At 56.1% G+C, this 23,284-nt stretch carries 25 protein-coding genes, 1 riboswitch and 1 other annotated feature; of the genes, 24 read left to right on the top strand and 1 reads right to left on the bottom strand.

Annotated elements, in window-relative coordinates; all coding sequences use genetic code 11:
- Positions 1-216: 216 nt before the first annotated feature.
- From ACRTGH_RS08720 to sdhB, 5 genes are all read left to right on the top strand, one after another.
- Complete coding sequence (locus tag ACRTGH_RS08720; protein ID WP_368846279.1) at positions 217-1,059, top strand: fumarate hydratase; 843 nt, start codon at positions 217-219, stop codon at positions 1,057-1,059.
- 31 nt (positions 1,060-1,090) lie between these two features.
- The gene (locus ACRTGH_RS08725; protein WP_368846278.1) at positions 1,091-1,648 is read left to right on the top strand and encodes a Fe-S-containing hydro-lyase; all 558 of its coding nucleotides are present in this window, start codon (positions 1,091-1,093) and stop codon (positions 1,646-1,648) included.
- Between the two features lie 244 nt (positions 1,649-1,892).
- Complete coding sequence (locus ACRTGH_RS08730) at positions 1,893-2,525, top strand: succinate dehydrogenase/fumarate reductase transmembrane subunit (RefSeq protein WP_368846277.1); 633 nt, start codon at positions 1,893-1,895, stop codon at positions 2,523-2,525.
- A 44-nt stretch (positions 2,526-2,569) separates the two neighbouring features.
- Positions 2,570-4,372, top strand: coding sequence for a succinate dehydrogenase flavoprotein subunit (gene sdhA, locus ACRTGH_RS08735; RefSeq protein WP_368846276.1), 1,803 nt, complete (start codon positions 2,570-2,572; stop codon positions 4,370-4,372).
- Positions 4,373-4,388: 16 nt separating this feature from the next.
- Positions 4,389-5,141 carry a succinate dehydrogenase iron-sulfur subunit gene (sdhB, locus tag ACRTGH_RS08740; RefSeq protein ID WP_368846275.1) on the top strand — a complete coding sequence of 251 codons (753 nt, stop codon included), beginning with the start codon at positions 4,389-4,391 and terminating at the stop codon, positions 5,139-5,141.
- A gap of 114 nt (positions 5,142-5,255) precedes the next feature.
- Here sdhB and ACRTGH_RS08745 read toward each other — a convergent pair whose 3' ends face one another.
- Positions 5,256-6,584 (bottom strand): MFS transporter, encoded by a 1,329-nt coding sequence (locus ACRTGH_RS08745; protein WP_368846274.1) that lies wholly within the window; start codon positions 6,582-6,584, stop codon positions 5,256-5,258.
- Positions 6,585-6,633: 49 nt separating this feature from the next.
- Positions 6,634-6,881: a binding site (T-box leader), on the bottom strand.
- A gap of 195 nt (positions 6,882-7,076) precedes the next feature.
- Between ACRTGH_RS08745 and ACRTGH_RS08750 the strand changes: the two genes are divergently transcribed.
- The 19 genes from ACRTGH_RS08750 to thiC all read left to right on the top strand — a co-directional run bounded on the left by ACRTGH_RS08750 (position 7,077) and on the right by thiC (position 23,211).
- Positions 7,077-7,289: a hypothetical protein gene (locus ACRTGH_RS08750; RefSeq protein ID WP_368846273.1), complete on the top strand. Its 213-nt coding sequence runs from the start codon at positions 7,077-7,079 to the stop codon at positions 7,287-7,289.
- Between the two features lie 168 nt (positions 7,290-7,457).
- Entirely contained in the window at positions 7,458-7,949 is a 492-nt protein-coding gene (locus tag ACRTGH_RS08755) for a CarD family transcriptional regulator (RefSeq protein ID WP_368846272.1), read from the top strand.
- 154 nt (positions 7,950-8,103) lie between these two features.
- Positions 8,104-9,273: a PIN/TRAM domain-containing protein gene (locus ACRTGH_RS08760; RefSeq protein WP_368846271.1), complete on the top strand. Its 1,170-nt coding sequence runs from the start codon at positions 8,104-8,106 to the stop codon at positions 9,271-9,273.
- A gap of 86 nt (positions 9,274-9,359) precedes the next feature.
- A complete protein-coding gene (gene ispD, locus ACRTGH_RS08765; RefSeq protein ID WP_368846270.1) occupies positions 9,360-10,118 on the top strand; it encodes a 2-C-methyl-D-erythritol 4-phosphate cytidylyltransferase in 759 nt (252 codons plus the stop codon).
- Positions 10,119-10,221: 103 nt separating this feature from the next.
- Positions 10,222-10,707, top strand: a complete 486-nt coding sequence (gene ispF, locus ACRTGH_RS08770; protein ID WP_368846269.1) for a 2-C-methyl-D-erythritol 2,4-cyclodiphosphate synthase — start codon at positions 10,222-10,224, stop codon at positions 10,705-10,707.
- Position 10,708: 1 nt separating this feature from the next.
- Entirely contained in the window at positions 10,709-12,139 is a 1,431-nt protein-coding gene (cysS, locus tag ACRTGH_RS08775; protein ID WP_368846268.1) for a cysteine--tRNA ligase, read from the top strand.
- A complete protein-coding gene (locus ACRTGH_RS08780; RefSeq protein WP_368846267.1) occupies positions 12,136-12,660 on the top strand; it encodes a Mini-ribonuclease 3 in 525 nt (174 codons plus the stop codon). The genes cysS and ACRTGH_RS08780 overlap by 4 nt, the downstream gene beginning before the upstream one ends.
- Before the next feature lie 39 nt (positions 12,661-12,699).
- Positions 12,700-13,344, top strand: a complete 645-nt coding sequence (thyX, locus tag ACRTGH_RS08785) for an FAD-dependent thymidylate synthase (protein WP_368846266.1) — start codon at positions 12,700-12,702, stop codon at positions 13,342-13,344.
- A gap of 56 nt (positions 13,345-13,400) precedes the next feature.
- Positions 13,401-14,276: a 23S rRNA (guanosine(2251)-2'-O)-methyltransferase RlmB gene (gene rlmB / locus ACRTGH_RS08790; protein WP_438474865.1), complete on the top strand. Its 876-nt coding sequence runs from the start codon at positions 13,401-13,403 to the stop codon at positions 14,274-14,276.
- 4 nt (positions 14,277-14,280) lie between these two features.
- Positions 14,281-14,811, top strand: a complete 531-nt coding sequence (locus tag ACRTGH_RS08795; RefSeq protein ID WP_368846264.1) for an NYN domain-containing protein — start codon at positions 14,281-14,283, stop codon at positions 14,809-14,811.
- Positions 14,812-14,997: 186 nt separating this feature from the next.
- A complete protein-coding gene (sigH, locus tag ACRTGH_RS08800) occupies positions 14,998-15,744 on the top strand; it encodes an RNA polymerase sporulation sigma factor SigH (protein ID WP_368846263.1) in 747 nt (248 codons plus the stop codon).
- Positions 15,745-15,978: 234 nt separating this feature from the next.
- Positions 15,979-16,185 (top strand): hypothetical protein, encoded by a 207-nt coding sequence (locus tag ACRTGH_RS08805; RefSeq protein ID WP_368846262.1) that lies wholly within the window; start codon positions 15,979-15,981, stop codon positions 16,183-16,185.
- Positions 16,182-16,970, top strand: coding sequence for an HAD family hydrolase (locus tag ACRTGH_RS08810; protein WP_368846261.1), 789 nt, complete (start codon positions 16,182-16,184; stop codon positions 16,968-16,970). Before ACRTGH_RS08805 ends, ACRTGH_RS08810 begins: the two co-directional genes overlap by 4 nt.
- Positions 16,971-17,064: 94 nt before the next feature.
- Entirely contained in the window at positions 17,065-17,964 is a 900-nt protein-coding gene (locus ACRTGH_RS08815; protein ID WP_368846260.1) for a ComEC/Rec2 family competence protein, read from the top strand.
- Positions 17,965-18,177 carry a DUF3006 domain-containing protein gene (locus ACRTGH_RS08820; RefSeq protein ID WP_368846259.1) on the top strand — a complete coding sequence of 71 codons (213 nt, stop codon included), beginning with the start codon at positions 17,965-17,967 and terminating at the stop codon, positions 18,175-18,177.
- Between the two features lie 121 nt (positions 18,178-18,298).
- Entirely contained in the window at positions 18,299-19,375 is a 1,077-nt protein-coding gene (locus ACRTGH_RS08825) for an N-acetylmuramoyl-L-alanine amidase family protein (protein WP_368846697.1), read from the top strand.
- A 36-nt stretch (positions 19,376-19,411) separates the two neighbouring features.
- Positions 19,412-19,987, top strand: coding sequence for a GerMN domain-containing protein (locus ACRTGH_RS08830; protein WP_368846258.1), 576 nt, complete (start codon positions 19,412-19,414; stop codon positions 19,985-19,987).
- A gap of 245 nt (positions 19,988-20,232) precedes the next feature.
- The gene (locus ACRTGH_RS08835; protein ID WP_368846257.1) at positions 20,233-21,510 is read left to right on the top strand and encodes a tetratricopeptide repeat protein; all 1,278 of its coding nucleotides are present in this window, start codon (positions 20,233-20,235) and stop codon (positions 21,508-21,510) included.
- Between the two features lie 161 nt (positions 21,511-21,671).
- A riboswitch (TPP riboswitch) is annotated at positions 21,672-21,772 on the top strand.
- 128 nt (positions 21,773-21,900) lie between these two features.
- Positions 21,901-23,211, top strand: a complete 1,311-nt coding sequence (gene thiC / locus ACRTGH_RS08840; protein WP_368846256.1) for a phosphomethylpyrimidine synthase ThiC — start codon at positions 21,901-21,903, stop codon at positions 23,209-23,211.
- The last annotated feature ends 73 nt before the right edge of the window (positions 23,212-23,284 follow it).

Genomic DNA, 23,284 nt, shown 5'->3' on the forward strand with positions numbered 1-23,284 from the left:
AAAGAGGCAGAGATGAATCGATGGAGGATTGTCCGCACGGAAAGGAGGATAAGCGGGAATTTTCCTAGGCCTTTTCGCTCAATTTATAAGTGAAAAAAACGAATAAGATTCATCTTTTCCCTTGAAATACAAGGGGTTTCAGGTGTTGAATGTGTGATGAAAATATGATATTATGAAGCTATGTGAGCATTACAATTTCTTATGGGAGGGTTTACGTTGCGTACAATCGAAGCGAAGCAAATAACGGAAACGATTGCCGAGATGTGCAAGGAAGCGGCCTACTATCTGCCGGACGATGTTTATGAGGCATTGAAGCGCGGCCGCGAGGCGGAAGAGTCCCCGGTCGGGCGCGATGTGCTGGATCAGATCATCCGCAATGCGGAGATCGCCAAGGCGGAGGATCGTCCGATCTGTCAGGACACGGGCATGACGATCGTTTTCCTCGAGGTGGGACAGGATCTGCGCATCGAGGGCGGCTATCTTGAGGATGCCGTAAATGACGGCGTCGCCAAGGGGTATACGGAAGGATATCTGAGGAAATCCGTTGTCGCCGAGCCGCTTTTCAACCGCAAGAACACCCAGAACAATACGCCTGCAGTCATCTACACGCGCATCGTACCGGGCGACAAGCTGAAGATTACGGTCGGCCCCAAGGGTTTCGGCAGTGAGAACAAGTCGGGCATCAAGATGCTCGTTCCGGCGGACGGCGTCGAGGGCGTGAAGAAGGCCGTCCTGGATATCATCCTTCATGCGAGCTGCAATCCCTGTCCTCCGATGGTCGTCGGTGTCGGCATCGGCGGCACGATGGACCGTGCGGCCTACTACTCGAAGAAGGCTCTCGTCCGTTCCGTCAACGAACGCAATCCCATGCCCGAGTATGCAAAGCTTGAAGGCGAGCTCCTCGAGATGATTAACAAGACGGGCATCGGACCGCAGCTCGGCGGCTCCGTTTCGGCTTTGGCCGTCAATGTCGAGTGGGGGCCGACGCATATTGCAGGGCTTCCCGTCGCCGTCACGATCTGCTGTCATGCAATGCGTCATAAAGAGCGCGTCCTTTAATTGCACGGGATAGATGGGAGGAAAATGCAAAATGGCTGAAAAAATTCGCATAGAGACACCGTTCACGGTGGAGATGTCCAAAAAACTCAAGGCGGGCGACAGCGTTCTCATTTCGGGAACGATCATCAGCGCGCGCGATGCGGCGCACAAGGTCATGTGCGAGGCTCTGGCGCGCGGCGAGAAGCTCCCCGTGGACTGGAAGAATGAAATCGTCTACTACCTCGGCCCGACGCCTGCGAAACCGGGCGACCCCATCGGCTCGTGCGGCCCGACGACGTCCGGCCGTATGGACGCCTATACGCCGACAATGCTTGAGCAGGGGATCACAGGCATGATCGGCAAGGGTTCGCGCGACCCGAAGGTCATCGAGTCCATGAAGAAGAACGGCGTCACCTACTTTGTCGCCGTCGGCGGTGCGGCTGCCCTCATCGCGAAGTCCGTAAAGAAGTACGAGGTGCTGGCTTATCCGGAGCTTGGTCCGGAAGCGGTGGCGCGTCTTACCGTGGTCGACTTTCCGGCAATCGTTGGCATAGACTGCGAAGGAAATAACTTCTACGAAATCGGCCAGGCGCCGTATCGTAAGTTATAGGAAGCACTGCTGGAATGAAGCCTTTCGTATTGCTGCGGATTTTGGCACCGCCAGGGAGAATAAGCCGTACGCGCGGCAGCGCCGTGCAAAGGCTGTTCGTCATGGGGCGTGCGAAAGGATCTGCCGTACGCAGGCTGCATCAGCAGGATGCTTCCATAAATAAGCCCCGGCTCAGAAAAGCGCGGAATATTTCATGTTCTTCGCGCTTTCCGGCGGGGCGGAAAGAATTCATAGGAGGTATAGAATGATTAACACAACTTTTTACGCCCGCCGCCTGCACTCATTGGTCGGCCTTCTGGCGCTCGGGGGATTCCTGGCCGAGCACATCCTTACGAACGCTTCGGCTCTGGGCGGCCCTGAGGCATTGAACAGCAAGCTGGCGATGATGGAGCTGATCCCGAAGCCGATCTTCCTCGGACTTGAAGTCGGCGCCGTTGCCATCCCGTTCCTCTTCCACGCCATCTACGGCATTTACATCTGCCTGCAGGCGAAGAACAACCCGACGAACTACGGCTATCTCAATAACTGGAACTTTGCTTTCCAGCGCTGGACGGCATGGTTCCTCATTCCGTTCCTGATCTGGCATGTTGGCTACCTGCGCTTCTATCTGAAAGGGATTCAGGGCGTACATATCAATTACCAACTCATCCAGAGCTATATCACGAGCAACCCGATCGTCTTTGTTCTTTATCTCATCGGTATGCTTGCAGCTATTTTCCATTTTACGAACGGCATCACGACCTTCCTCATGACTTGGGGCGTTCTCAAGGGACCCCGTGCGCAGAAGGTTTCAGGGCTTCTCTCGCTGCTGCTCTGCATCGGTCTGAGCCTTGTGACGATCGCGTTCATGGTGAGCTACTACATCCCTATGAATTGATTTGATTGGTTGTTGATGAAGTATAGATAAGGAGAGAAACCTACATGGCTGAAAAGAAAAAAATTATTATTGTAGGCGGCGGTCTCTCGGGTCTCATGGCGGCCATCAAGGTCTGTGAGCTCGGCGGCGAAGTCGACCTGTTTTCCTACTGCCCCGTTAAGCGCTCCCATTCGCTGTGTGCGCAGGGCGGCATCAACGCCTGTATGGACACGAAGGGCGAGCATGACAGCGTATACGAGCATTTCGATGATACGGTCTACGGCGGCGACTTCCTCGCCGACCAGGTCGCAGTCAAGGGCATGGTCGAGGCGGCGCCGAAGCTGATCAAGATGTTCGACCGCATGGGCGTTCCCTTTACGCGCACGCCGGAAGGAAACCTCGACCTCCGCAACTTCGGCGGACAGAAGAACAAGCGTACCTGTTTCGCAGGCTCGACGACGGGCCAGCAGCTTCTCTACGCGCTTGATGAGCAGGTTCGCCGCTGGGAAGTCAAGGGCGGCGTGAAGAAGTATGAGTTCTGGGAATTCATCCGCATCATCAAGAACAAGGACGGTATCTGCCGCGGCATCGTTGCGCAGAACATGAACTCGATGGAGATCAAGTCCTTCCCGGCGGACGTCGTCATCCTTGCGACGGGCGGCCCTGGCCAGGTGTTCGGACGCTGCACGGCTTCGACGATCTGCAACGGCTCGGCTGTTTCCGCTGTCTATCAGCAGGGCGCGCACATTGGCAATCCTGAGTTCATCCAGATTCATCCGACGGCGATTCCGGGTTCCGACAAGAACCGCCTGATGAGTGAGGCTTGCCGCGGTGAAGGCGGACGCGTCTGGGTCTATCGTGACGGAAAGCCCTGGTACTTCCTGGAGGATATGTACCCGGCATACGGCAACCTCGTGCCGCGTGACGTCGCTTCGCGCGCCATCTTCAAGGTCTGCGTGCACATGGGTCTCGGCATCGACGGCGAGAACCGCGTCTACCTCGACCTTTCCCATATTGATCCGCATTACTTGGAGCGCAAGCTCGGCGGCATCCTCGAAATCTACATGGACTTCGTCGGCAAGGATCCGCGCAAGGTGCCGATGGAGATCTTCCCCTCCGTCCACTACTCGATGGGCGGCATCTGGGTCGATCGCCTGCACCATACGAACATCAAGGGGCTCATGGCCTCGGGCGAGTGCGACTACCAGTACCATGGCGCGAACCGCCTCGGTGCGAACTCGCTCCTTTCCGCCGCTTACTCCGGTACGGTTTCGGGTCCGGAGGCCATGCGCATGGCGAAGGCCGGCGAGCTCGGCGATGCCCTCACGCAGGCAGAGCTTGACAAGGCTCGTCAGGAAGTCGTCGACCAGTTCGAGGGCATCCTCAAGATGGACGGCCCCGAGAATGCGCACAAACTCCACCACGAGCTTGGCGACATCATGTACAAGTACGTTTCCATCGAGCGCGACAACAACGGCCTTGATCAGTGCCTCGTGGAACTCAAGGACATCCTCAAGCGTTGGGACAACATCGGTCTGACGGACCGCAGCCATTGGGCGAACCAGGAAGCCATGTTCGTGCGCCAGCTGCGCAACATGATCCTCTACGCGATGTGCATCACGAAAGCGGCGCGCTGCCGCGATGAGAGCCGCGGAGCTCATGCCAAGATCGCTCTTGATGCGAACGGCAAGCGCATGATGGACGGCGACGAGCTCGTGTTCATGCCGCGTGATGACAAGAACTTCATGCGCATCTCCATCGTCGATTACGATCCGAAGACGGAAGAGCCGATCGTCAGCTACGACGAGTTCGACCATTCGCTGATCAAGCCGCGTGCCCGTAACTATGCGGTAGCGAAGAAAGAGTAAGAGGAGGAGATAGCAAATGGCAGAACAGAAAAAAGTAAGATTCATTATAGAGCGTCAGGACGGCCCTGATGCCAGCCCTTACAAGCAGGAGTTTGACGTCGACTATCGCCCCGGACTCAACGTCGTTGCGGCATTGATGGAAATTCAGAAGAATCCCGTGACGGTTGACGGCAAGACGGTTGCCCCGGTCACTTGGGAGTGCAACTGCCTGGAGAAGGTCTGCGGCGCCTGCATGATGGTCATCAACGGCAAGGCACGTCAGGCTTGCTGCTCGCTCATCGACGAGCTTGAGCAGCCGATCCGTCTCGCTCCGGCGCGCACCTTCCCGGTCATCCGCGATCTCCTCATCGACCGTTCCGTCATGTTTGAGAGCCTCAAGCGCATCCATGGCTGGATCGAGATCGACGGCTCGTGGGACAACCCCGACGCCCCGATTCAGAATCCGTATACGGCGGAGACGACGTACGAGATCTCGCACTGCATGACCTGCGGCTGCTGCCTCGAGGCATGCCCAAACGTTGGCCCGCAGTCCGACTTCATCGGTCCTGCGCCGACGGTGCAGACACTGCTCTTCAACCTCCATCCGCTCGGAAAGTTCGACGAGCCGAATCGCCTCGAAGCCCTCATGGGCAAGGGCGGTATCACGAGCTGCGGCAACAGCCAGAACTGCGAGCAGGCATGCCCGAAGGACATCAAGCTCACGAAGCACATCGCGCAGCTCAACCGCGACGTCAACAAGCAGGCGTTGAGGAATATCTTCAACAACTAAATCGAAACCGGACAAGAGTTCCGCAAAAAGGAGCCGCCCGCCATTTTGGCGGGCGGCTCCTTTTTGCGGTAAGACAGGGAGCATTCTCCTTGCCTTGCAGTTTATGGATACCGTTTACCCCTCTTGCTGGGGGATGGCCGCTTCTTCCAGCGGACGATCTTTTCTTGCGCCGTTCCAGTTGTATTGGATTGTCAGCACTGTGAGGGCGGCGATGAGCATGAAGAGCGCCATGAGGAAGTAGCCCGTGCTGAAGGATCCTGTTTCCGTCTTGAGCCAGCCCATCATGTAAGGGCCAACCCAGCCGCCGAGATTGCCGCAGGAATTGATGAGGGCGACGCTGCCGGCTGCTGCGGCGCCGGAGAGGAAACTCGTCGGTATCGTCCACCAGACGCCCATGGCGGCGTAGATGCCGATGGCCGAGAGGCAGACGAGGAAAAGAGCGGCGTACATATTGTCGGCAAAGGGGCTGAGGCCAAGGCCGATGGCGCCGACGAAGAGTGCGCCCGATACATGCCAGACCTTGTCACCTGTCCTGGTCGAGCTTTTGCCGATGATGACCTGCACGATGAGCGCGGCAATCATGGGGATGGCGATGGCGCCGCCGAGGAATTGCGTTGACCAGCCGGACAGTCCTTTGAGGACGGTCGGCATCCAGAAATTGAAGCCCCAGAAACCGATGACCCACATGAAGTAGATGAAGCATAGCTTCAGGACTTTGGGGTCGGAGAAAGCCTGCAGGATGGTATACTTCTTCGTCTGCTGCATGAGCGCCTGCTCTTCTTCGTACTGCTTGTTGAGGCAGGCTTTTTCGGCGTCCGTCAGCCAGGAAACCTCATCGGGCGTGTCCTTGACGAAGTAAAAGAAGAAGACGGCAAAGGCGAGCGCCGGAATGGCCTCGATGATGAAGAGTTCCTGCCAGCCGTGCATGCCGAAAAACGAAGTTTGCAGGAGGAAGCCTGCGAGCGGTGCGCCGATGATGGTCGAGAGGAGCAGCGAGGTCAGCATCAGGGAATTGGCGCGTGCGCGTTCCCTGCCCGAGAACCAGCGCGCGAAGAGGACGGAGTAGATGACGGGGTAAAGGCTCGCTTCCGAGGCGCCGAGAAGAAAACGGCAGAGGTAGAATTCGAACTGTGTCTGCATGAACGCCATAAAGATGCAGACGAGCCCCCAGGAGAACATGATGCGTGCAATCCATTTAGCGGCGGAGAAACGCGCGGCGATCAATGCGCCGGGAATCTCGAAGAGAAGATAACCCATGAAGAAAATGCCTGCCCCGGCGCCGAAAATTTCGGGCGTGATCCAGTTGAGATCCTGCGTCATGGTCAAGGCTGCATAGGCGATGTTCACGCGGTCGATACAGGCAATGATGGAGACGAGAAAGACGGGCAGGATGATGTGAAGATCCCGCTTGCGCTTGAGGCGGGAAAGGTCGATGGCTTCCATGATGATTCCTCCTACATAAACTTTGATGAATATAAAAACTCCGCCCCTGAAAAGGGACGGAGAATTATCCGTGGTACCACCCAGATTCCCGGCGGAGCCGGGCACTTGCCGCGTACAGGCATACGCGCTTCCTTTAACGCGGAAGGGGCGGCTTGGCTTACTCGTTTCCACAGCGTTGTTTCAGCCTTGCTTCTCGGGGAGGATTTTCCTTGCAGGACAGGCTGCCGCTTTTCAGCACAGGAGCGGCTCTCTGGAAGTCTGTATCCGGCAATTACTTGTTCCCGTCATAGAATTTTGAGATTTTATGCGGTTTTGCAAAGAAATCAACGGACGATTCGTACCATGATTTCCCAACGGACAACAATATACTCCTTGAAAAAGAAACTGTCAAGAGAAAGGCTGCAAAAAATTTTTACCCGACATTTATCTTGCTTTGTTATAATATTGAAGAGCAGGAAAGAACTGCAGCTTTTTCAGGAGAGGGGAATTTTTATGTACTTTCGCGCCCAGCAGTATTATCGCATCAACCGACATTTGAAGAAGGCGTACCACAGGCTTAGGCGAAACGGCGGCAGCGAGGAGGAGGCCCGGCCGATTCGTGAGACGAATACCCATATTGTCGAGCTTTTTGCTCACGGCGGCCTCATCAGCAGCGAATGGGCGGCAGCCTTGGGGCATAGGCATGAAGGGGAAGGGCAGGCATAGGAACTTCCGGAAGCCTTCCCGTGGGTCTCCGGAATCTTTCGTTTGACACAAGATAACGGATATGATAGACTAGTACTTTTTCAAAATGGAAAACTGTGCTATAATGTATAAGGGATGGTTTTTGATATCCATGTGCACAGCATGGAGAAAGGAGCAGGAGGTGCAAAATTGCTTCAAGTTGGTGATACGGTTGTCTACCCGATGCATGGCGCGGGCGTGATTTCCGGCATAGAGGATTGCGAGGTTCTCGGCGAGGGCAAATCCTACTATGTACTCAAGATGCCGTTGGGAAATATGAAGGTCATGATACCGACGGACAATGTTGACAATATGGGGCTTCGGGACGTGATTCCGGAAGCGCAGGTCGAAGATGTCAAGGATGTGCTGCAGATGGCGCCGGAGCGTGCGACAGGAAGCTGGAACAAACGGTTCCATGCGAATCTCGCGCGTATGAAGTCCGGCGATATATGCGATGTGGCAGCCGTCACGCGGAATCTCGTTCTGCAAGACCGCTTGCGCAAGATCTCGAGCGGCGAACGCCGTCTTCTTGATTTAGCGAAGCAAATTCTCGTCAGCGAGCTTGTTTATGCCTGCAGCAAATCCCCCGAGGAAGTCAAGTCGTGGATGGATGACATTCTCGCGGAAAACGGTTTTGCCTGATGTGACGGGAGAAATCTTTTTGACAAAGCCAAGGAGATTTAGTATGATGAATCTGTTTGGCTTTGTCATTTCTATTTTTAGGAAATGAGGGTTTATAAGGCTGCGACATGCTGGGCGACAGCCTTGGGGCGTCTATTTTGGGGAGGGATGTTTATTGCTCGAAAAAGTTTTGCGCTTCTTCATTACGCTGCTCTTCGCCATTGCCGGAGGGGCGCTCATGCAGCTTGCGAGCCCGCTTTTGACGCTTTTTATCAGCACGGAGATTCTAAAGATGGATCTCGGCGTATTTCGTCTGACGCTTGCTTCGCTCGTCTGTATTCTCATCGGTGCTGTTTTGGGCGGTGGGATTGGCTTCGTTACGACTCCTTTTTTTGCGGCCACGCTCAAGCGCTTTACCTTTTGGGTGGAAACCCAGTTGAACAAGATGCCGATCCACGACGTTGTCGCTGGGGCTTCGGGTCTTGCGATCGGACTTATTATCGCGAATCTATTGGGAGCGGCTTTTTCTAAAATCCCTCTTGTCGGCGCTTATTTTCCTGTTGTTTTCAGCATCGTGTTCGGTTATTTGGGCATTCATATCACGATCAAGAAGCGCAAGGAGATCGGGGGGCTTTTCGACTTCATCCCGAATTTCATGCGGGAGCTCAACAAGAGCCGCGAGGCTAGGGCGCAGGCCAAGGCCAAAGAGGCCTCGGGGCCCTTGCAGGAACCGGGAAAGAACCCGCCGGCGAAGCTCTACAAGCTGCTCGATACGAGCGTCATCATCGACGGACGCATTGCGGATATCTGTGAAACGGGCTTTATCGACGGCGTGATTCTGATTCCGGAGTTTGTGCTCGAGGAGCTGCAGCATATCGCTGATTCTTCGGATGCACTGAAGCGTGTGCGCGGCCGTCGTGGACTCGATATCCTGCAGCGCATCCGTACGGGGTCGAAGATGGAAGTTGAGATCACCGGACAGGATTTCGAGGACATTGCCGAGGTGGATTCCAAACTCGTGCGTTTGGCTCAGGTCGTGGACGGCAAGCTCATCACGAATGATTTCAATCTGAACAAGGTTGCGGAGCTTCGCGGCGTGCCTGTGCTGAATATCAACGAGCTGTCGAATGCCGTGAAGCCTGTCGTGATTCCCGGCGAATCGATGCGCGTTTCGGTTGTGAAGGAAGGCAAGGAAGCCGGGCAGGGGGTCGCTTATCTCGACGACGGCACGATGATTGTCATCGAGAATGGCCGCCGCCATATCAACAACACGATTGAGGTGGAGGTCACGTCGGCTTTGCAGACGGCTGCAGGACGCATGATTTTCGCAAAGCCGAGGCATTAAAACACGCCGCCGACAGGGAGACTTGTCGGCGGCGTGTTTATAGGCGGATATAGAGGCTTTCCGGGCCGGAATGGAGATGAAGGTCAATGGTTTCTGTGATTTTTCCGGCGGCGGGCGCAGGGCGGCGCATGAAGGCGGGGAAGAACAAGGTGTTTCTCGAACTTGCCGGTGCGCCCATCCTGCTGCACAGCTTGCTGAAATTTTCTTCGCTGCCTGCTGTGGGGGAGCTTATCGTCGTCGTGGCAGAAGCGGAGGTCGACTATATCGGGCGCCTGCTCGCTGAGGTGCGCGGGTTGAAGCCGTATCAGGTCACTGCAGGCGGAGCGGAGCGGCAGGATTCGATAACGAACGGCCTGAAGCTCCTGAACCCGGAGGCGGATGTCGTGCTCGTGCATGATGCGGCTCGTCCTCTCGTGAGCTTGGAGACGATCGAGGCGGTTGTTCGTGCAGCTGAGGAAAAAGGCGCGGCAATCGCTGCCGTGCGTGAGAAGAATACGATCAAGGCCGTCGATGCAGCGGGGTTCGTGCGGGAAACGCCGCCGCGTGAAAATCTCTGGGAAGTGCAGACGCCCCAGGGGTTTCGCCGCGAGCTTTTGCTTCGCGCCTATGAAAAGGCAGCGGAGGATGGTTTTCTCGGCACGGATGATGCGAGCCTTGTCGAACGGCTGGGCGAGCATGTCTTTGTCGTCGAGAGCGAGTACCGCAATGTGAAAATCACGACGCCGGAGGATCTGTTGATCGCCGAAGCGCTTCTGGCCTGTCCGGGAGAACGTCTCAAGCGGACGGCGAGTACAGCGCTGAAAGCGGCTGTTGCCGGGCTCAAGGCGCATTGGAAGAAACACTGAAGCATAACTTGCTCCTTGTGCCTTGGTGAGCGGCATGGAAGGACAAGGGACGGCCGAAAGGCCGCAAAAGTGGAAGAAAGCTGCATCCATCGAGGTGAAAGATATGACAAGATTTGGTATGGGATATGACGTACATCGCTTGGTTGCAGGCCGCAGACTTATCGTGGGCGGCGTCGATATCCCGCATGAATATGGGCTTTTAGGCCATTCGGATGCCGACGTTCTGCTGCATGCTGTCGAGGACGCTCTCTTGGGCGCAGCGGCGCTTGGCGATCTCGGCAGGCATTTCCCCGACAGCGATGAGCGCTGGAAGGGCGTGTCGAGCATGAAGCTCCTGGAACACGTCGCAGAAATGATTCGGGAGAAAGGGTACCGCGTCGGCAATATTGACGCAACGATTGTGGCGCAGCGTCCGAAGTTCGCTCCCTACATCGAAGAAATGCGCTGCAATATCGCCGAAAAACTCGGCCTGGAACTCGATCGAGTGAACGTGAAGGCGACGACGGAGGAAAAACTTGGCTTCACCGGCGAGGAGAAGGGGATATCCGCTTATGCTGTCGCCGGTCTGGAGCGAATGGAGGAAAAATAATATGCTGAGGGTTTACAATACACTGACGCGCGAGAAAGAGGAGTTCAAGCCGCTTGTACCGGGCAAAGTGAGCATTTACTGCTGCGGTGTGACGCCGTACAACGACCCGCATATCGGCAACGCGCGTCCTTTTGTTACATGGGACGTCGTGCGCCGCTATCTGGAGAAAAAAGGCTATGCTGTGCGCTATGTGCAGAATTTCACGGACATTGATGACAAGATCATCCGCCGTGCCAAGGAAGCGGGCGAGACGTGGAAGGAGCTTGCCGATCACTGCATCGAGGCATATTTCAAAGTGATGGACGCGCTCAACGTGCGCCGCGCCGACATCTATCCGCGCGTTTCGGAGCACATCGCGGACGTGATCGCCGTGGTTGAGAAGCTGATCGAGAAGGGATACGCCTATGCGCTTGAGGGCGACGTCTACTACAGCGTAGAGCGTTTCGCGGGCTACGGCAAGCTCAGCGGCCGCTCCTTGGACGACATGCAGGCGGGCGCGCGCGTCGGCGTCGACGAGCGCAAGCATCATCCGATGGACTTCGCTTTGTGGAAGGCGGCGAAGCCCGGCGAACCTTTCTGGGAAAGCCCGTGGGGCAAGGGGCGTCCGGGCTGGCACATCGAGTGCTCGACGATGTCGATGAAGTATCTCGGCGAGACGTTCGATTTTCACGGCGGCGGCAGCGATCTCATCTTCCCGCATCATGAGAACGAAATCGCGCAGGCGCAGGCATGTACGGGAGACGACAGCAGCTTTGCTCGCTACTGGCTGCACAACGGCTTCATCACGATTCATGACGAGAAGATGTCGAAGTCGAAGAACAATTTCTTCACGGTCAAGGATATTCTGGAAAAATACGCGGGCGAGGTCGTGCGCTTCTTCATTGTGCAGACACATTACCGCAGCCCGCTCGATTTTACTGACGAGCGCTTGGCGGAGGCAAAGACGAGCCTCGCGCGTCTGAAGAACTCTTGGGACAATGCCGCGGAGCTTTTGGGGCGCAAAGATGAGGGTTCGGACAGCGCGAAAGCGCTTCTGGCGGCGGCGTTGGAAGCCAAGGCGGCGTTTGATGAGGCGATGGACGATGATTTCAACACGGCGCTTGCCGTCAGCCACCTCTTCTCGCTGTCGAAGGAAATCAACAGCTACTACAATGACGTCACAACAGGCAGCGTTGCCTTCGATGCGGCGAATTTCGCCAAGGCGCGCGCTGTCTACGCCGAAATGGCGGAAATCATCGGCATCTTCGAGGCGAAGGAAGAGAAGGCGGACGACGGGCTCGTGGAAAGCCTCATGGAGCTTCTGCTCGCCCTGCGCCAAAAGGCGCGTGAGGAAAAGAACTGGGCGCTCGCCGATCACTTGCGCGATGAGCTCAAGGCGCGCGGCGTCATCATCGAGGATACGCCGCAGGGCGCGAGGTGGAAGCGCGCATGAGGTTCGATCGGTTTCGTGCCATCGTCGGTTCGATGTTTACGCCGGATGGAGAGGGCGGCATCGCCGAGCACTATGATGGCCTCGACGTGCGCCTTGCCGGTCCGCTCGTGCTCGCCTACATCGGCGACGCCTACTTCCACCTCTTCGTGCGCACGCGGCTCCTCTCTTTTGAGCAGTCGCAGGTGCATGTCCTCAGTGATTTCGCCGCGCAGATCGTTTCAGCCGTCTGGCAGGCGAAGGCGTACCATGCGATTGAAGACCGCCTGACGGAGCGCGAGCGCGCCATATTCCGCCGCGGCAGGAATGCGAAGAGCCATGCGCCGCGCCGTGCGAGCGTCGCGGAGTACCATGCGAGCACGGGCTTTGAAGCGCTCTTGGGCACGCTGTTCCTGGAAAAGGATATGGAGCGCCTGGACGAAATCGCCGAATGGGCTTTTCAAGCTATCGCGCACGGCATGATGCAGGAAATCGCCGGAAAGCGCGAGCGGCGCCAAAGAGGACGCCGGCAGGAAAAATTGTGAAAATGCAGGGTACGAAAACACGCGAAAGGAATAGATTCCATGGAAATACAGCTGATTGCAAAGACGCCGAATTACCTCAAGACCTGCTGGACAGCGGCGCGGACATGCTACAGCGCGGATTCGCCCATAGAACTTCTGGCGGAGGAAAAGAGCGAGGTGGAGATGCTTCGTCTATTGGATCGCATCATGACGAGCAAACATCTTTCGGTTGTAGAACACTGCTCGATGACCTTTGCCGTCAAGGACGTTTCCCGTACGCTCTTGGCGCAGTATTCGCGCCATAGGATCGGGGTTTCGCTGAGCGTCCAGAGCCAACGCTATGTTTCAGAGCAGTCCGCCAAGCAGCAGAACGGGCTCTTTGCCCATGTAATTCCCAAGACGATCGAAGAGAATGAAGAGGCGCGCAAGTGCTACCGGGAGGCGATGCAGGGCATCCAAGAGGCATACGACAAGCTTCTTTCCCTTGGCGTGGCCAAGCAGGATGCCCGTTTTGTCCTGCCCGGCGGCGCGTGCACGAACTTTGTCACGACGCTCAACCTGCGCTCTTTCATGGATGTCTATGAAAAGCGAGTGACAACGCCGGGCGCTCAGTGGGAGATCCGTGATATGATGCTCAGGATGCGCGATCTTCTTGTCGATGCCGAGCCGTGGATCGCGAAATATATCGTAAAACCGGAAAAGTAAGAAGGGTCTGGCCGCAAGGCGGGGCGCTGCGACTGCAGGGAGGAAGGATGAAAGCGATGGAAAAGGGGCAGAGGGGCGAGAAAACCCAAAGAACCGCCAAAAGGGAAAAGAAACCTGCTGCCGCAAAGCAGGAAAAACACGTTCCGCGCCCTTCCGTAAGAGATATGGGGCGGTCTCCCGCGCCGGAGCGGGAGGATGTACTCGGCGGGCGCAACGCTGTCCTGGAGGCGCTGAAAGCAGGACGCGGCATAAACCGCATCCTGACGGTTCCGGGCGGGCGGGAAAAGGATATGGCGCCGCTTCTTTCGCTGGCGGCGGAACGCGGGGTTCCGGTACGGCCCGCCTCGCGGCAAAAGCTCGACGAGATTGCGCCCGGACTGCGGCATCAGGGCGTGCTCGCTTACGTTGCTCCGGTCGCCTATGCCTCGCTTGAGGATATTCTTGCGCGTGCCGAAGCGCAGGGAGAGCCGCCGCTCCTCCTGCTGCTCGATGGAATCGAGGACCCGCACAATGTCGGGGCGCTCCTTCGGACAGCGGATGCCGCCGGCGTGCACGGCGTGCTGCTGCCGGAAAGGCGCAGCTGTGCGCTCACGGCGACGGTCGCCAAGACTTCGGCCGGCGCTGTCGAATATGTGCCTGTTGCCCGCATCGGCAATACCGTGCAGGAGATGAAGCGATTGAAGGAGCGGGGGCTCTGGCTCGTCGGCGCTGATATGGCCGGTGAGATGGAGTCCTTTGCTGCCGACATGACCGGCCCTTTGGTCATCGTCATCGGCAGCGAAGGCCGCGGACTTGGCCGCCTTGTCAAAGAAACCTGCGATTTCCTCGTGCGCATACCGATGCAGGGGCGGATCAATTCTCTCAATGCTTCCGTGGCGGGGGCGCTGCTGATGTATGAAGCGCGCCGCCAGCGATGTATGGGGAAAGGCTGAGGCAATGGCGAAGAAAAGGGAACATTACATCATCGACGGCTATAATTTTCTCCATGCCGCGCGTGAAACGGATGTGCGCCGGGGCGATTTCTCTGAGGCGCGCGACAGCCTCGTCCATATCCTCCAGGAATACGGCGCTTATGAGAAGTACGATATGACGGTTGTTTTTGATGCGCCCTTCACGAGTGACGAGGGACACAGGGAGCAGTTGACGCCTCATTTTGATATCGTCTATACAGGCGAAGGGGAAACAGCGGACAGCTACATCGAGCGGCTGGCCTATGCCTCCGTGCGGGAGTCCCGCGAAGTGCATGTCGTGACATCGGACGGCGCGGAGCAGTCCACGATCCTTGGCGCAGGCGCCTACCGCATTTCCTCGGCAGAGCTGTGGCGGCGCGTGAGACGCACGAAAAAGAAAATTGCCGACGAGTATCTGGGAGAAGTCACACTGCCGCTTCTGCGCAACGAGGTCGGTTCGCGCCTGGACAGCCGGACGGCTGCAAAGCTCGACGAATTGCGCCGAAAAGACCGCTGAAACAGCGTGAAATGGGTATTCGCCGGCTTTCGAAAAACAAGAAAAAGAGGCGCAAAAGCGCGGCTGAGGCGGAAAAAGCCGCGCCGTGCTTGACGTTTCAGGCTTGACTGGGGTATAATCAGGGGTGTTGGGAAACAAATATCGTTTCCAGGGGATGATGAGAACAATACGAATGGGGTCGGCGCTATGGAAGCAGAAATGAAGGACAGCAGCAACGATACACTGTTTGAAGGCTTTGAGGGATTGACGGACGAGGAAGTCATTTCCAGAATCAAGGAGAACTGCAGCAGCATCGCTCTGGACTATCTGATCAATAAGTATCGCAACTTCGTTCGAGCGAAGGCGCGCTCCTATTTTCTCATTGGTGCGGACAGGGAAGATATTGTACAGGAAGGCATGATCGGTCTCTACAAGGCGATTCGTGACTTCCGCAACGACAGGCTCTCCTCTTTTCGCGCGTTTGCCGAACTCTGTGTGACGCGTCAGATCATCACCGCCATCAAGACGGCGACGCGTCAGAAGCACATCCCCCTCAACTCCTACATCTCGCTGAACAAGCCCATCTATGACGAGGATTCCGACAGAACGCTGCTCGACATTTTGCCGGGCGCGCGCGTATCGAATCCCGAGGAGCTTGTCATCAGCCAGGAGGAATTTATCGATATTGAGGAAAAAATGGAGGAAATCCTCAGCGACTTGGAGTGGCGGGTTCTCATGAGCTACCTCGACGGCAAGTCGTACCAGGAAATCGCCCTTGACCTCGACCGCCATGTGAAATCCATCGACAACGCATTGCAGCGTGTGAAGCGCAAACTCGAGCGCTATATGGAAAACCGAGGCGATGAAGTGGACATAACGACAGTCTACCGCGGACTGAGCACAATAAACCATCGTATGCACGATGCCCTCGACGCCCCGGTGCAGCGGAAATAAGGCGGAATACAAGAAGCGACCGCTTCCTGCCAAGGCGATTGGCGTGGAAGCGGCTTTTTTAGGAAGCGCTGATAAAATGAAGTCCGTCAGATGGCGGTGCTGAATTTATCAGTGCTTCCTTTATCGAAAAAGTTTACAAGGACGGTGCACGATGCCCGCGAAGCGGACGTTTGTGCCTGCCGCTTCCGCCCGAAAAAAGACAGGATTCTCACGGTACAGGAAAGGGGTGGATCAATGGAAAAACTCAAACGCATCAAGAAGCTCGACTGGTTCATCATCGTCGTGGCGATCTGGCTGCTTTCTACCTTGGATTATGCCAACCTCCAAACCATCGATATCGTTTATCTCGTATCCATGGCCATTTGGAGTGTGCTCCTCCTCGTGCGCGTCATCTTTGACTTGCCGCATGAGAGAGGAAGGGGGAGTAGTGAGAGAAAATGAAAAAGGCTGTTTTCTTCGATCTCGACGGCACGATCATCGATGTGGTGAATGACAGGCCGCAGCCGTCTGCAGCCGTGCGGGAAGCCATCCGTCGCCTGCAGGCGGCAGGACATTATGCGTTCATCGCTACGGGCCGTCCCTACGGCTTCATCGACAGGCGGATCCTGGCCCTTGGCTTTGACGGGCTCGTGCTCATGAACGGCGCTCTCGTCATCGTGGGGGACAGGATCGTTTACCAGAAACCGCTGGACGCCTCTGTCGTCACCCGGATTGTGCGCGTCGCCGTGGAAAATGGCATCGATTTCTGCCAGGAAGGCGTCGATTTCATTTACATGGGGCAGGAATGCAGGGCGCTTGAGGCATTTTTTAAAAAACTCCATATCCCGTTTGAATTCTTTCGGCGTGAGTTTTCGCCGCGTGATGTGGCGACATACAAGATGGAGTTTCTTGCACCGCAGGGGCAGGAATGTTTCCGGGAACTCCTGCGGCTGCCCGGCATTACGGGCATCGAGGATCGGGCGCACGGCAAGAATTTCGAACTCTACTCTTCCGAGGAGTCGAAAGGAACCGGCATCCTGCACGCCTTGGAGCATCTCGGCGTTCCTTTGGAGGAAAGCTATGCTCTTGGCGACGGCGAAAACGATATCGAGATGATGCAGACAGTCGCTCATGCGCTCGTCATGGGAAATGCGAACAAAAAGCTCCTGCCCTATGCCGAGACGGTCCTGCCCGGGGTACAGGAGGACGGCGCGGCCTGGGGCATAGAACATTGCATACTGGGCTGAGCGGAAGGATCGGCAGGGGAAAGACTGCGGGCAGATCGGGGGATGGCGCTGTCTTGAGCCCGCCATGCCAACGCCATATAAAAGGAGGCATTCCATGAAGAAGATTCTTCCCGTGTTCCTTGTGCTCTTGTTTGCCGCGCTTCTGGCAGCGGGATGCACAGCGTCGCCGGGCGGCGCACCGAAGCAAAATATGGCGCAGGCGGGAGCGCTTACCGTCAAGGTGCTCGATGTCGGGCAGGGCGATGCAATCCTCATCCGCACGCCGGAACAGACCATTTTCATTGACACAGGCGACCTCGACGAGCATCCGAAGCTCGAGGCGGCTTTGAAAAAGGAAAACATTAAAACGGTCGACAAACTCATCATCACGCATCCCCATGCCGATCATCTGGGTGGTGCGTCCGTCATCTTCAAGAATTGCGAGGTCAAGGCCGTCTACGACAACGGCGAGCCGGCGACGGCAAAGTTCTACCGCGAATACCTCAAGACCATCAAGGCAAAGAACATTCCCTACAAGGCGCTTGTCGACGGCGACGTTCTCGACTTTGGCGGCGGCGTTTCCTTCCGCGTCCTGAGTCCGACGGCACAGATGGTCAAAGATGGCGGCAAGAAAAACGGCAAGCCGAACCTGAACATCAATTCCATCGTCGGCCGTCTCGTTTTCGGTGATTTTTCCATGCTCTTTACGGGCGATGCGGAAAAAGAAACGGAAAACGGTATTCTCTCCCGCCACAGTGCGCCGGATCTGAAGAGCCTCGTGCTGAAGTCGCCGCATCACGGCAGCAAGACATCCTCGACGGCGGCGTTCATCAAGGCCGTTGCTCCGGAAGCCGCTGCGATCTCTTGCGGTGCAGGCAACGACTATGGGCATCCGCATAAGGAAATTCTCGACCGTTATGGGAAATTCAACATCAAGGTCTATCGCACCGATGAAATGGGGACGATTGCATTGACATCGGACGGGAAGACATATTCCATCAAGGGGGAAAAATAAATGGCCTTTGCTGTAATCGACCGCTTCGAAGAAGGGAAAGCCGTCCTTCTCGTAGGGGAAGAGGAAAAGAAAGCGATCTTTCCGGCGGATGAATTGCCGGAAGGTCTTGCAGAAGGCGATTACATACGCCTCGAGATTGCATTGGACGAGGCGCGGACGAAGGAGGCGCGCGAGGAGGCGGCGGCGCTCCTGCGAGATTTGCAGGGAAGCTGAACCTCTGCCGGAAGCGGTTCGCGCTTTGCCGGGGATCGGGGCGGTTTTCCTGCCCCGCGGCATTCCTTTTGCCGCAATGCCGCGATGGGAGCTTGACGCTCTTATGTGTTTTACGATAGGAGTGAGTTTTTTGTTCAAAAAGTTTTTCCTGTTCACCGGTTTCCTGCTGCTGGCAGCCATGCTTTTTGCACCGGCAGCTTTTGCCGCAGACGGCAGGATGCACGAGCTCAACTATTTTCATACCGATGTGCTGGAAGAGAACGGGCGGGATGTCCTGCGCATTGAGATCGGCATGAATCGTACGGATCTCGCCTATACCGTGCAGAAGAATGAGGCGAAGCCCAAACAGCTTATCATCGATATGCAGAATTCCCTGCTCGGCTCCGTGCGCCCCGACGCCACGCTCGACGGCAGCCTCGGCCGTTACCTGACAATCCGCGAAACGGGGCGTCATCAGCTGCGCGTCATGGTCGCCTTTGCCTCCGAGGTGGAGGAGCAGAACTACAAGGTCTATACGCTTCCTGCCGACCGTCAGGCAAATAAGCCGTACCGGCTCGTCATCGATGTCATGACGCCCGTTGAGGCGCCCATGCCGAAGATTCCCTCCGGCGGGGCAGAAGGCGTCGCCGGGCAAGTCATCGTACTCGACCCCGGCCATGGCGGCAGCGACTCCGGCGCAGTAGGGCCGAATGGTGTGCGGGAGAAGGATATAGCGCTGCAGGTCGCACAAAAGGTTCGCGCCATACTGGAAGGCGCGGGCGCCCGCGTCGTCATGACGCGCACAACGGACCGCGACGTCTATGGCCCGAACGCCTCGGCAGGTGAGGAGCTGCAGGCGCGCTCCGATGTTGCCAACCGCCTGCCGGATGCGTCTGTGTTCCTGAGCATCCACTGCAACGCTTTCGGCAGCCCCACGGCAAACGGCACGGAAACGTATTCCGCCCCGGGCTCCTACCAGGGCAGGCGTTTGGCCGGCCTCCTGCAGGAAGAGCTTGTCAGTGCGGGCGGTCTTGTGAACCGGGGAGCGAAAGAGGCGAACCTCTATGTGCTCACGCATACGAATATGCCGGCGGCTCTCGTCGAGCTCGCCTTCATCTCGAACTATCGGGAAGAAGAACTCCTGACATCGGACGATTTCCAGAACAAGATGGCCCATGCCATCGCGAAGGGGCTTTCCCGCTTCTTCGGGAGCAAATAAGCGCAGGATTATCGAAAAGAAAGGCGGTTTTTTAGAATGAAGATCACAAAGTCCCTGCTCGCCCTCTTTATGCTCCTCGCGCTGCTCCTTGCGGCAGGCTGCGACGGCAACACGAATACATCCAAGGGCGAATCGCCCGCTGCCGACAAGCCGGCAGCTACGGATAAGGCGAACAATTCCGGTGCGAAGGACAGCGCGGAAAAGACCATATCCCTCAAAGTCTACTATCCGGACGACAACGGCATGAAACTTCTCGCCGAAAAGCGCAGCATCGAAACGAAAGGCGACAAGTATAAGGCCGCCATGGAATCCCTGCTCGAAGGACCGAAAGTGAAGGGCGAGGTGCGCGTCATCCCCGCTAAGACGAAGCTTAAAAGCATCAAGGTCAAAGACGGCGTCGCAACCGTCGACTTTTCCGAAGATCTGTCAAAACGCTTCACCGGCGGCTCAACCGGAGAGGAAATGCTCGTTGGTTCCATCGTCAACACCCTGACTGAGTTCTCCGAAGTCAAATCGGTGCAGCTCCTCGTCGAAGGCAAAAAAGTCGATTCCCTTTCCGGCCACATGGACCTCTCGAAGCCCGTGGGAAGAATGAAGGAATTGCTGAAATAACAACCGTATAATGAGTTCCAAAAGCCTGTTTGTGCCATGAAGATTGGCATAAGCAGGCTTTTTGTGTAAAGAAAGCATGTTTCCTTTGCCGCTGCAGCGTTGTATAATAAGCTGTACGCACAAACATCCATTTTGTGGACATTGTGCGCCGCCTTTACAGAAACCGGGCCAATCGGTCTGCGCCTTTGGCGTAGCCTCTTTGGGGGATGGAAAAATAGGATTTTGAAGGGGAGGTGCTCCGAACGATGCCGCAAGAGAAACTGCAGGAAGCGGAGCGCCTGTATATCGCTTATCAACTGGATGAAGCCGAGGCGCTTTTTGAAGAATTGGCGAAAGCAGGCAATGCCCGTGCAATGTATGTTCTTGCCCGATATTATGATGCGTCGGATTGGGGCAGGAAAGGCGCAGATGCCGGGGATGTACTGGCAAAGCTGTATGTCGCAGAATCCCAAGAGGATGATGAGCAAAAGACGGCAACGTTGGAAGAGCTGTTTCCTCGCGTATATGCGCTTGCAGAGCAAGGAGATGTATTTGCATGTCATGAAGTGGCGGGCATGTTTTTGCATGGCCGCGGGACAAGGTGTGATGAGCAAAAAGCGATAAATTATTGGAGAACGGCTGCAGAAGCGGGCTTTTGGGATTCGATGCGCGAGTTGGGCGATCGGTTCGAGGAGCAAGGCAATTATAAAAAAGCCGCTGAATGGTTTAAAAACCTTGCTGAAGCGGGAAGCGATGAGGGGTGGTTTGGGTTAGGCTGGATTTATAAAGAGGGTGAAGGCGGCATCGTGTGTGAGAAAGAGGCGATACATTGTTGCCAAAAAGCATACGAAATGCAGGGGATTTGGGCAGGCGAAGCTGCAAATATGATAGGATGCATCTTGGCTGAGCGCGAGAACTATAAAGAGGCAAACGCGTGGTTCAGAAAATCCGGTGAAGTCGGTAGCGATCGGGGATGGTATAATTTAGCTGTTAGTTATAATCAGGGAAAAGGCATTAGGAGTGATAAAGAAAGGGCAAAAGAATATTTCTTGAAAGCATACGAAATGCAGGGAATTTGTGCAGGGGATGCGGCAGATCATATAGGACGTATTTGGGCTGGGCGTGAGAACTACAAAGAGGCAAATATATGGTTCAGAAAATCCGGTGAGGCTGGCAGCGATTGGGGCTGGTACCATCTGGCAGTCAGTTATGATCATGGAAATGGCCTTAGGAGTGATAAAGAAAAGGCAAAGGAATATTACTTGAAAGCATACGAGATGCAGGGTGATTGTGCAGGGGATGCAGCTTTGGCTATAGGGATGGTTTTTGATGAGAATGAGGAATATACGAAAGCTTATGAATGGTTCCAAAAAGCGGCAGAAGCAGGCAGTGATTGGGGATACTATGATTTAGGCATTTATTATCTGGAAGGCAAAGGGATTACTCAAAATGCAGCAAAAGCGGTGGAATGTTTTACAAAAGCATACGAGATGCAAGGCGATGCTGCTGATCGTGCAAAAGAAATGTTGGATGAGTTGAGCTGAAGCTTTTTAAGGCAATAGCTGCGCTTAACGGGACAGCGTTTTGCTCGCAGGTGTTTGAGTACATCGTAAAACGACATGCGAGCAAAGGTTTGCTGAATTTTCGTTGAAAATGGCGGCGACTTCTGCTAAAATAAGCGTGTAGCTTACATGAAAAGTGAATATGAATCCACTGGGGGAGCGTTTGCTGAGAGGCTCATGGAATGGGCCGACCCTTGGAACCTGTTTGGTTAATACCTGCGTAGGGAAGTGGTGGTTTTCTGAGGTTTTGAGGAGCCGCCGGCTATGCTGGACGGCTCTTTTTGATTTGTGGAACGCCGGACGGGGATTTGTATTCTCTTGTGTGCTTTTGCACGGCGGCAGGATTGCGCCGGCTGTATGGAGGGATATAAAATGGCGACACAGATGCAGTATGCAAGGGATGGAAAAATCACCGATGCCATGAGGTCGGTGGCGGAGGCGGAAGGGGTGGATGCCGAGACGATTCGCGAGCGTGTGGCGCGGGGAACGATTGCCGTCTGTGCGAATGTGAACCATGCGGGGCTTCGCCCGGCGGGCGTCGGCGAGGGGCTGCGCACGAAGGTCAATGCGAATATCGGTACGTCGAGCACGTTTCCCGAGATCGAGCCGGAGCTTGGGAAGCTCGATGAGGCAGTGCGCTCGGGCGCGGATTCGGTGATGGATCTTTCGACGGGCAACAACATCGACGAGTCGAGGCGGCGCATCATCGAACACTCGCCCGTCATGGTGGGGACGGTGCCGCTCTATGAGGCGACGGTGCGTGCCATACGGGAGCATGGCGCTGTCGTCGATATGACGGCGGAGGATATCCTGCAGACGATCGAGCAGCAGGCAAGGGACGGGGCGGACTTCATGACGCTCCACTGCGGCCTGACCTTGGCGGCTGTGCGCAATCTGCGCGAAGAGGGGCGCGTCATGGATATCGTGAGCCGCGGCGGCTCTTTCATCACGGGCTGGATGCTTCATAATGAGAAGGAAAATCCGCTCTATACGCATTTTGACGATATTCTCGATATCTGCGAGAAGTACGATTCGACGATCAGTTTGGGCGACGGCCTGCGGCCTGGCTGCCTTGCCGATGCGACGGACCGCGCCCAGATCACGGAGCTTGTCAACCTCGGCGCTCTCGTCGATCGTGCCTGGAAGCGCGGCGTGCAGGTCATGGTGGAAGGCCCGGGGCATATGCCGTTTGATCAGATTGCAGCGAATATGAAACTGCAGAAGCGGCTTTGCCACAATGCGCCGTTCTATGTTCTGGGGCCTTTGGTGACGGATGTCGCGCCGGGCTATGACCATATCACCTCGGCTATCGGCGGTACGCTTGCGGCTGTGAACGGCGCGGATTTCCTCTGCTATGTGACGCCCGCCGAGCATCTTTGCCTGCCGACTTTGGAAGATGTGCATGAAGGCGTCGTTGCGAGCCGTATTGCCGCTCATGCCGCCGATATCGTAAAGGGGGTGCCGGGCGCAGCTGAGTGGGACAGGAAGATGGCGGAAGCGAGGAAGATTCTCGACTGGGAGGCGCAGCTTTCGCTCGCCATCGATCCGGAACGGGCCAGGTCACGCCGCAAGGCCAGAAACGACAAGGGCGAGGGCGCCTGCTCCATGTGCGGCGATTACTGCGCTGTGGAGATTATCCAAAAGTATTTTGATAGGCCGGTCGCGTCTCTTTGCGACGAATGACGAGGGAAGCACAGATAAATCCAGTGCCGCCGTCTTGACGCATCTTTTTTGCTGACGCAGGATAAAAACTCTG

The organism is Selenomonas oralis, from assembly GCF_051603425.1.
Classification (GTDB): Bacteria; Bacillota; Negativicutes; order Selenomonadales; family Selenomonadaceae; genus Selenomonas; species Selenomonas sputigena_A.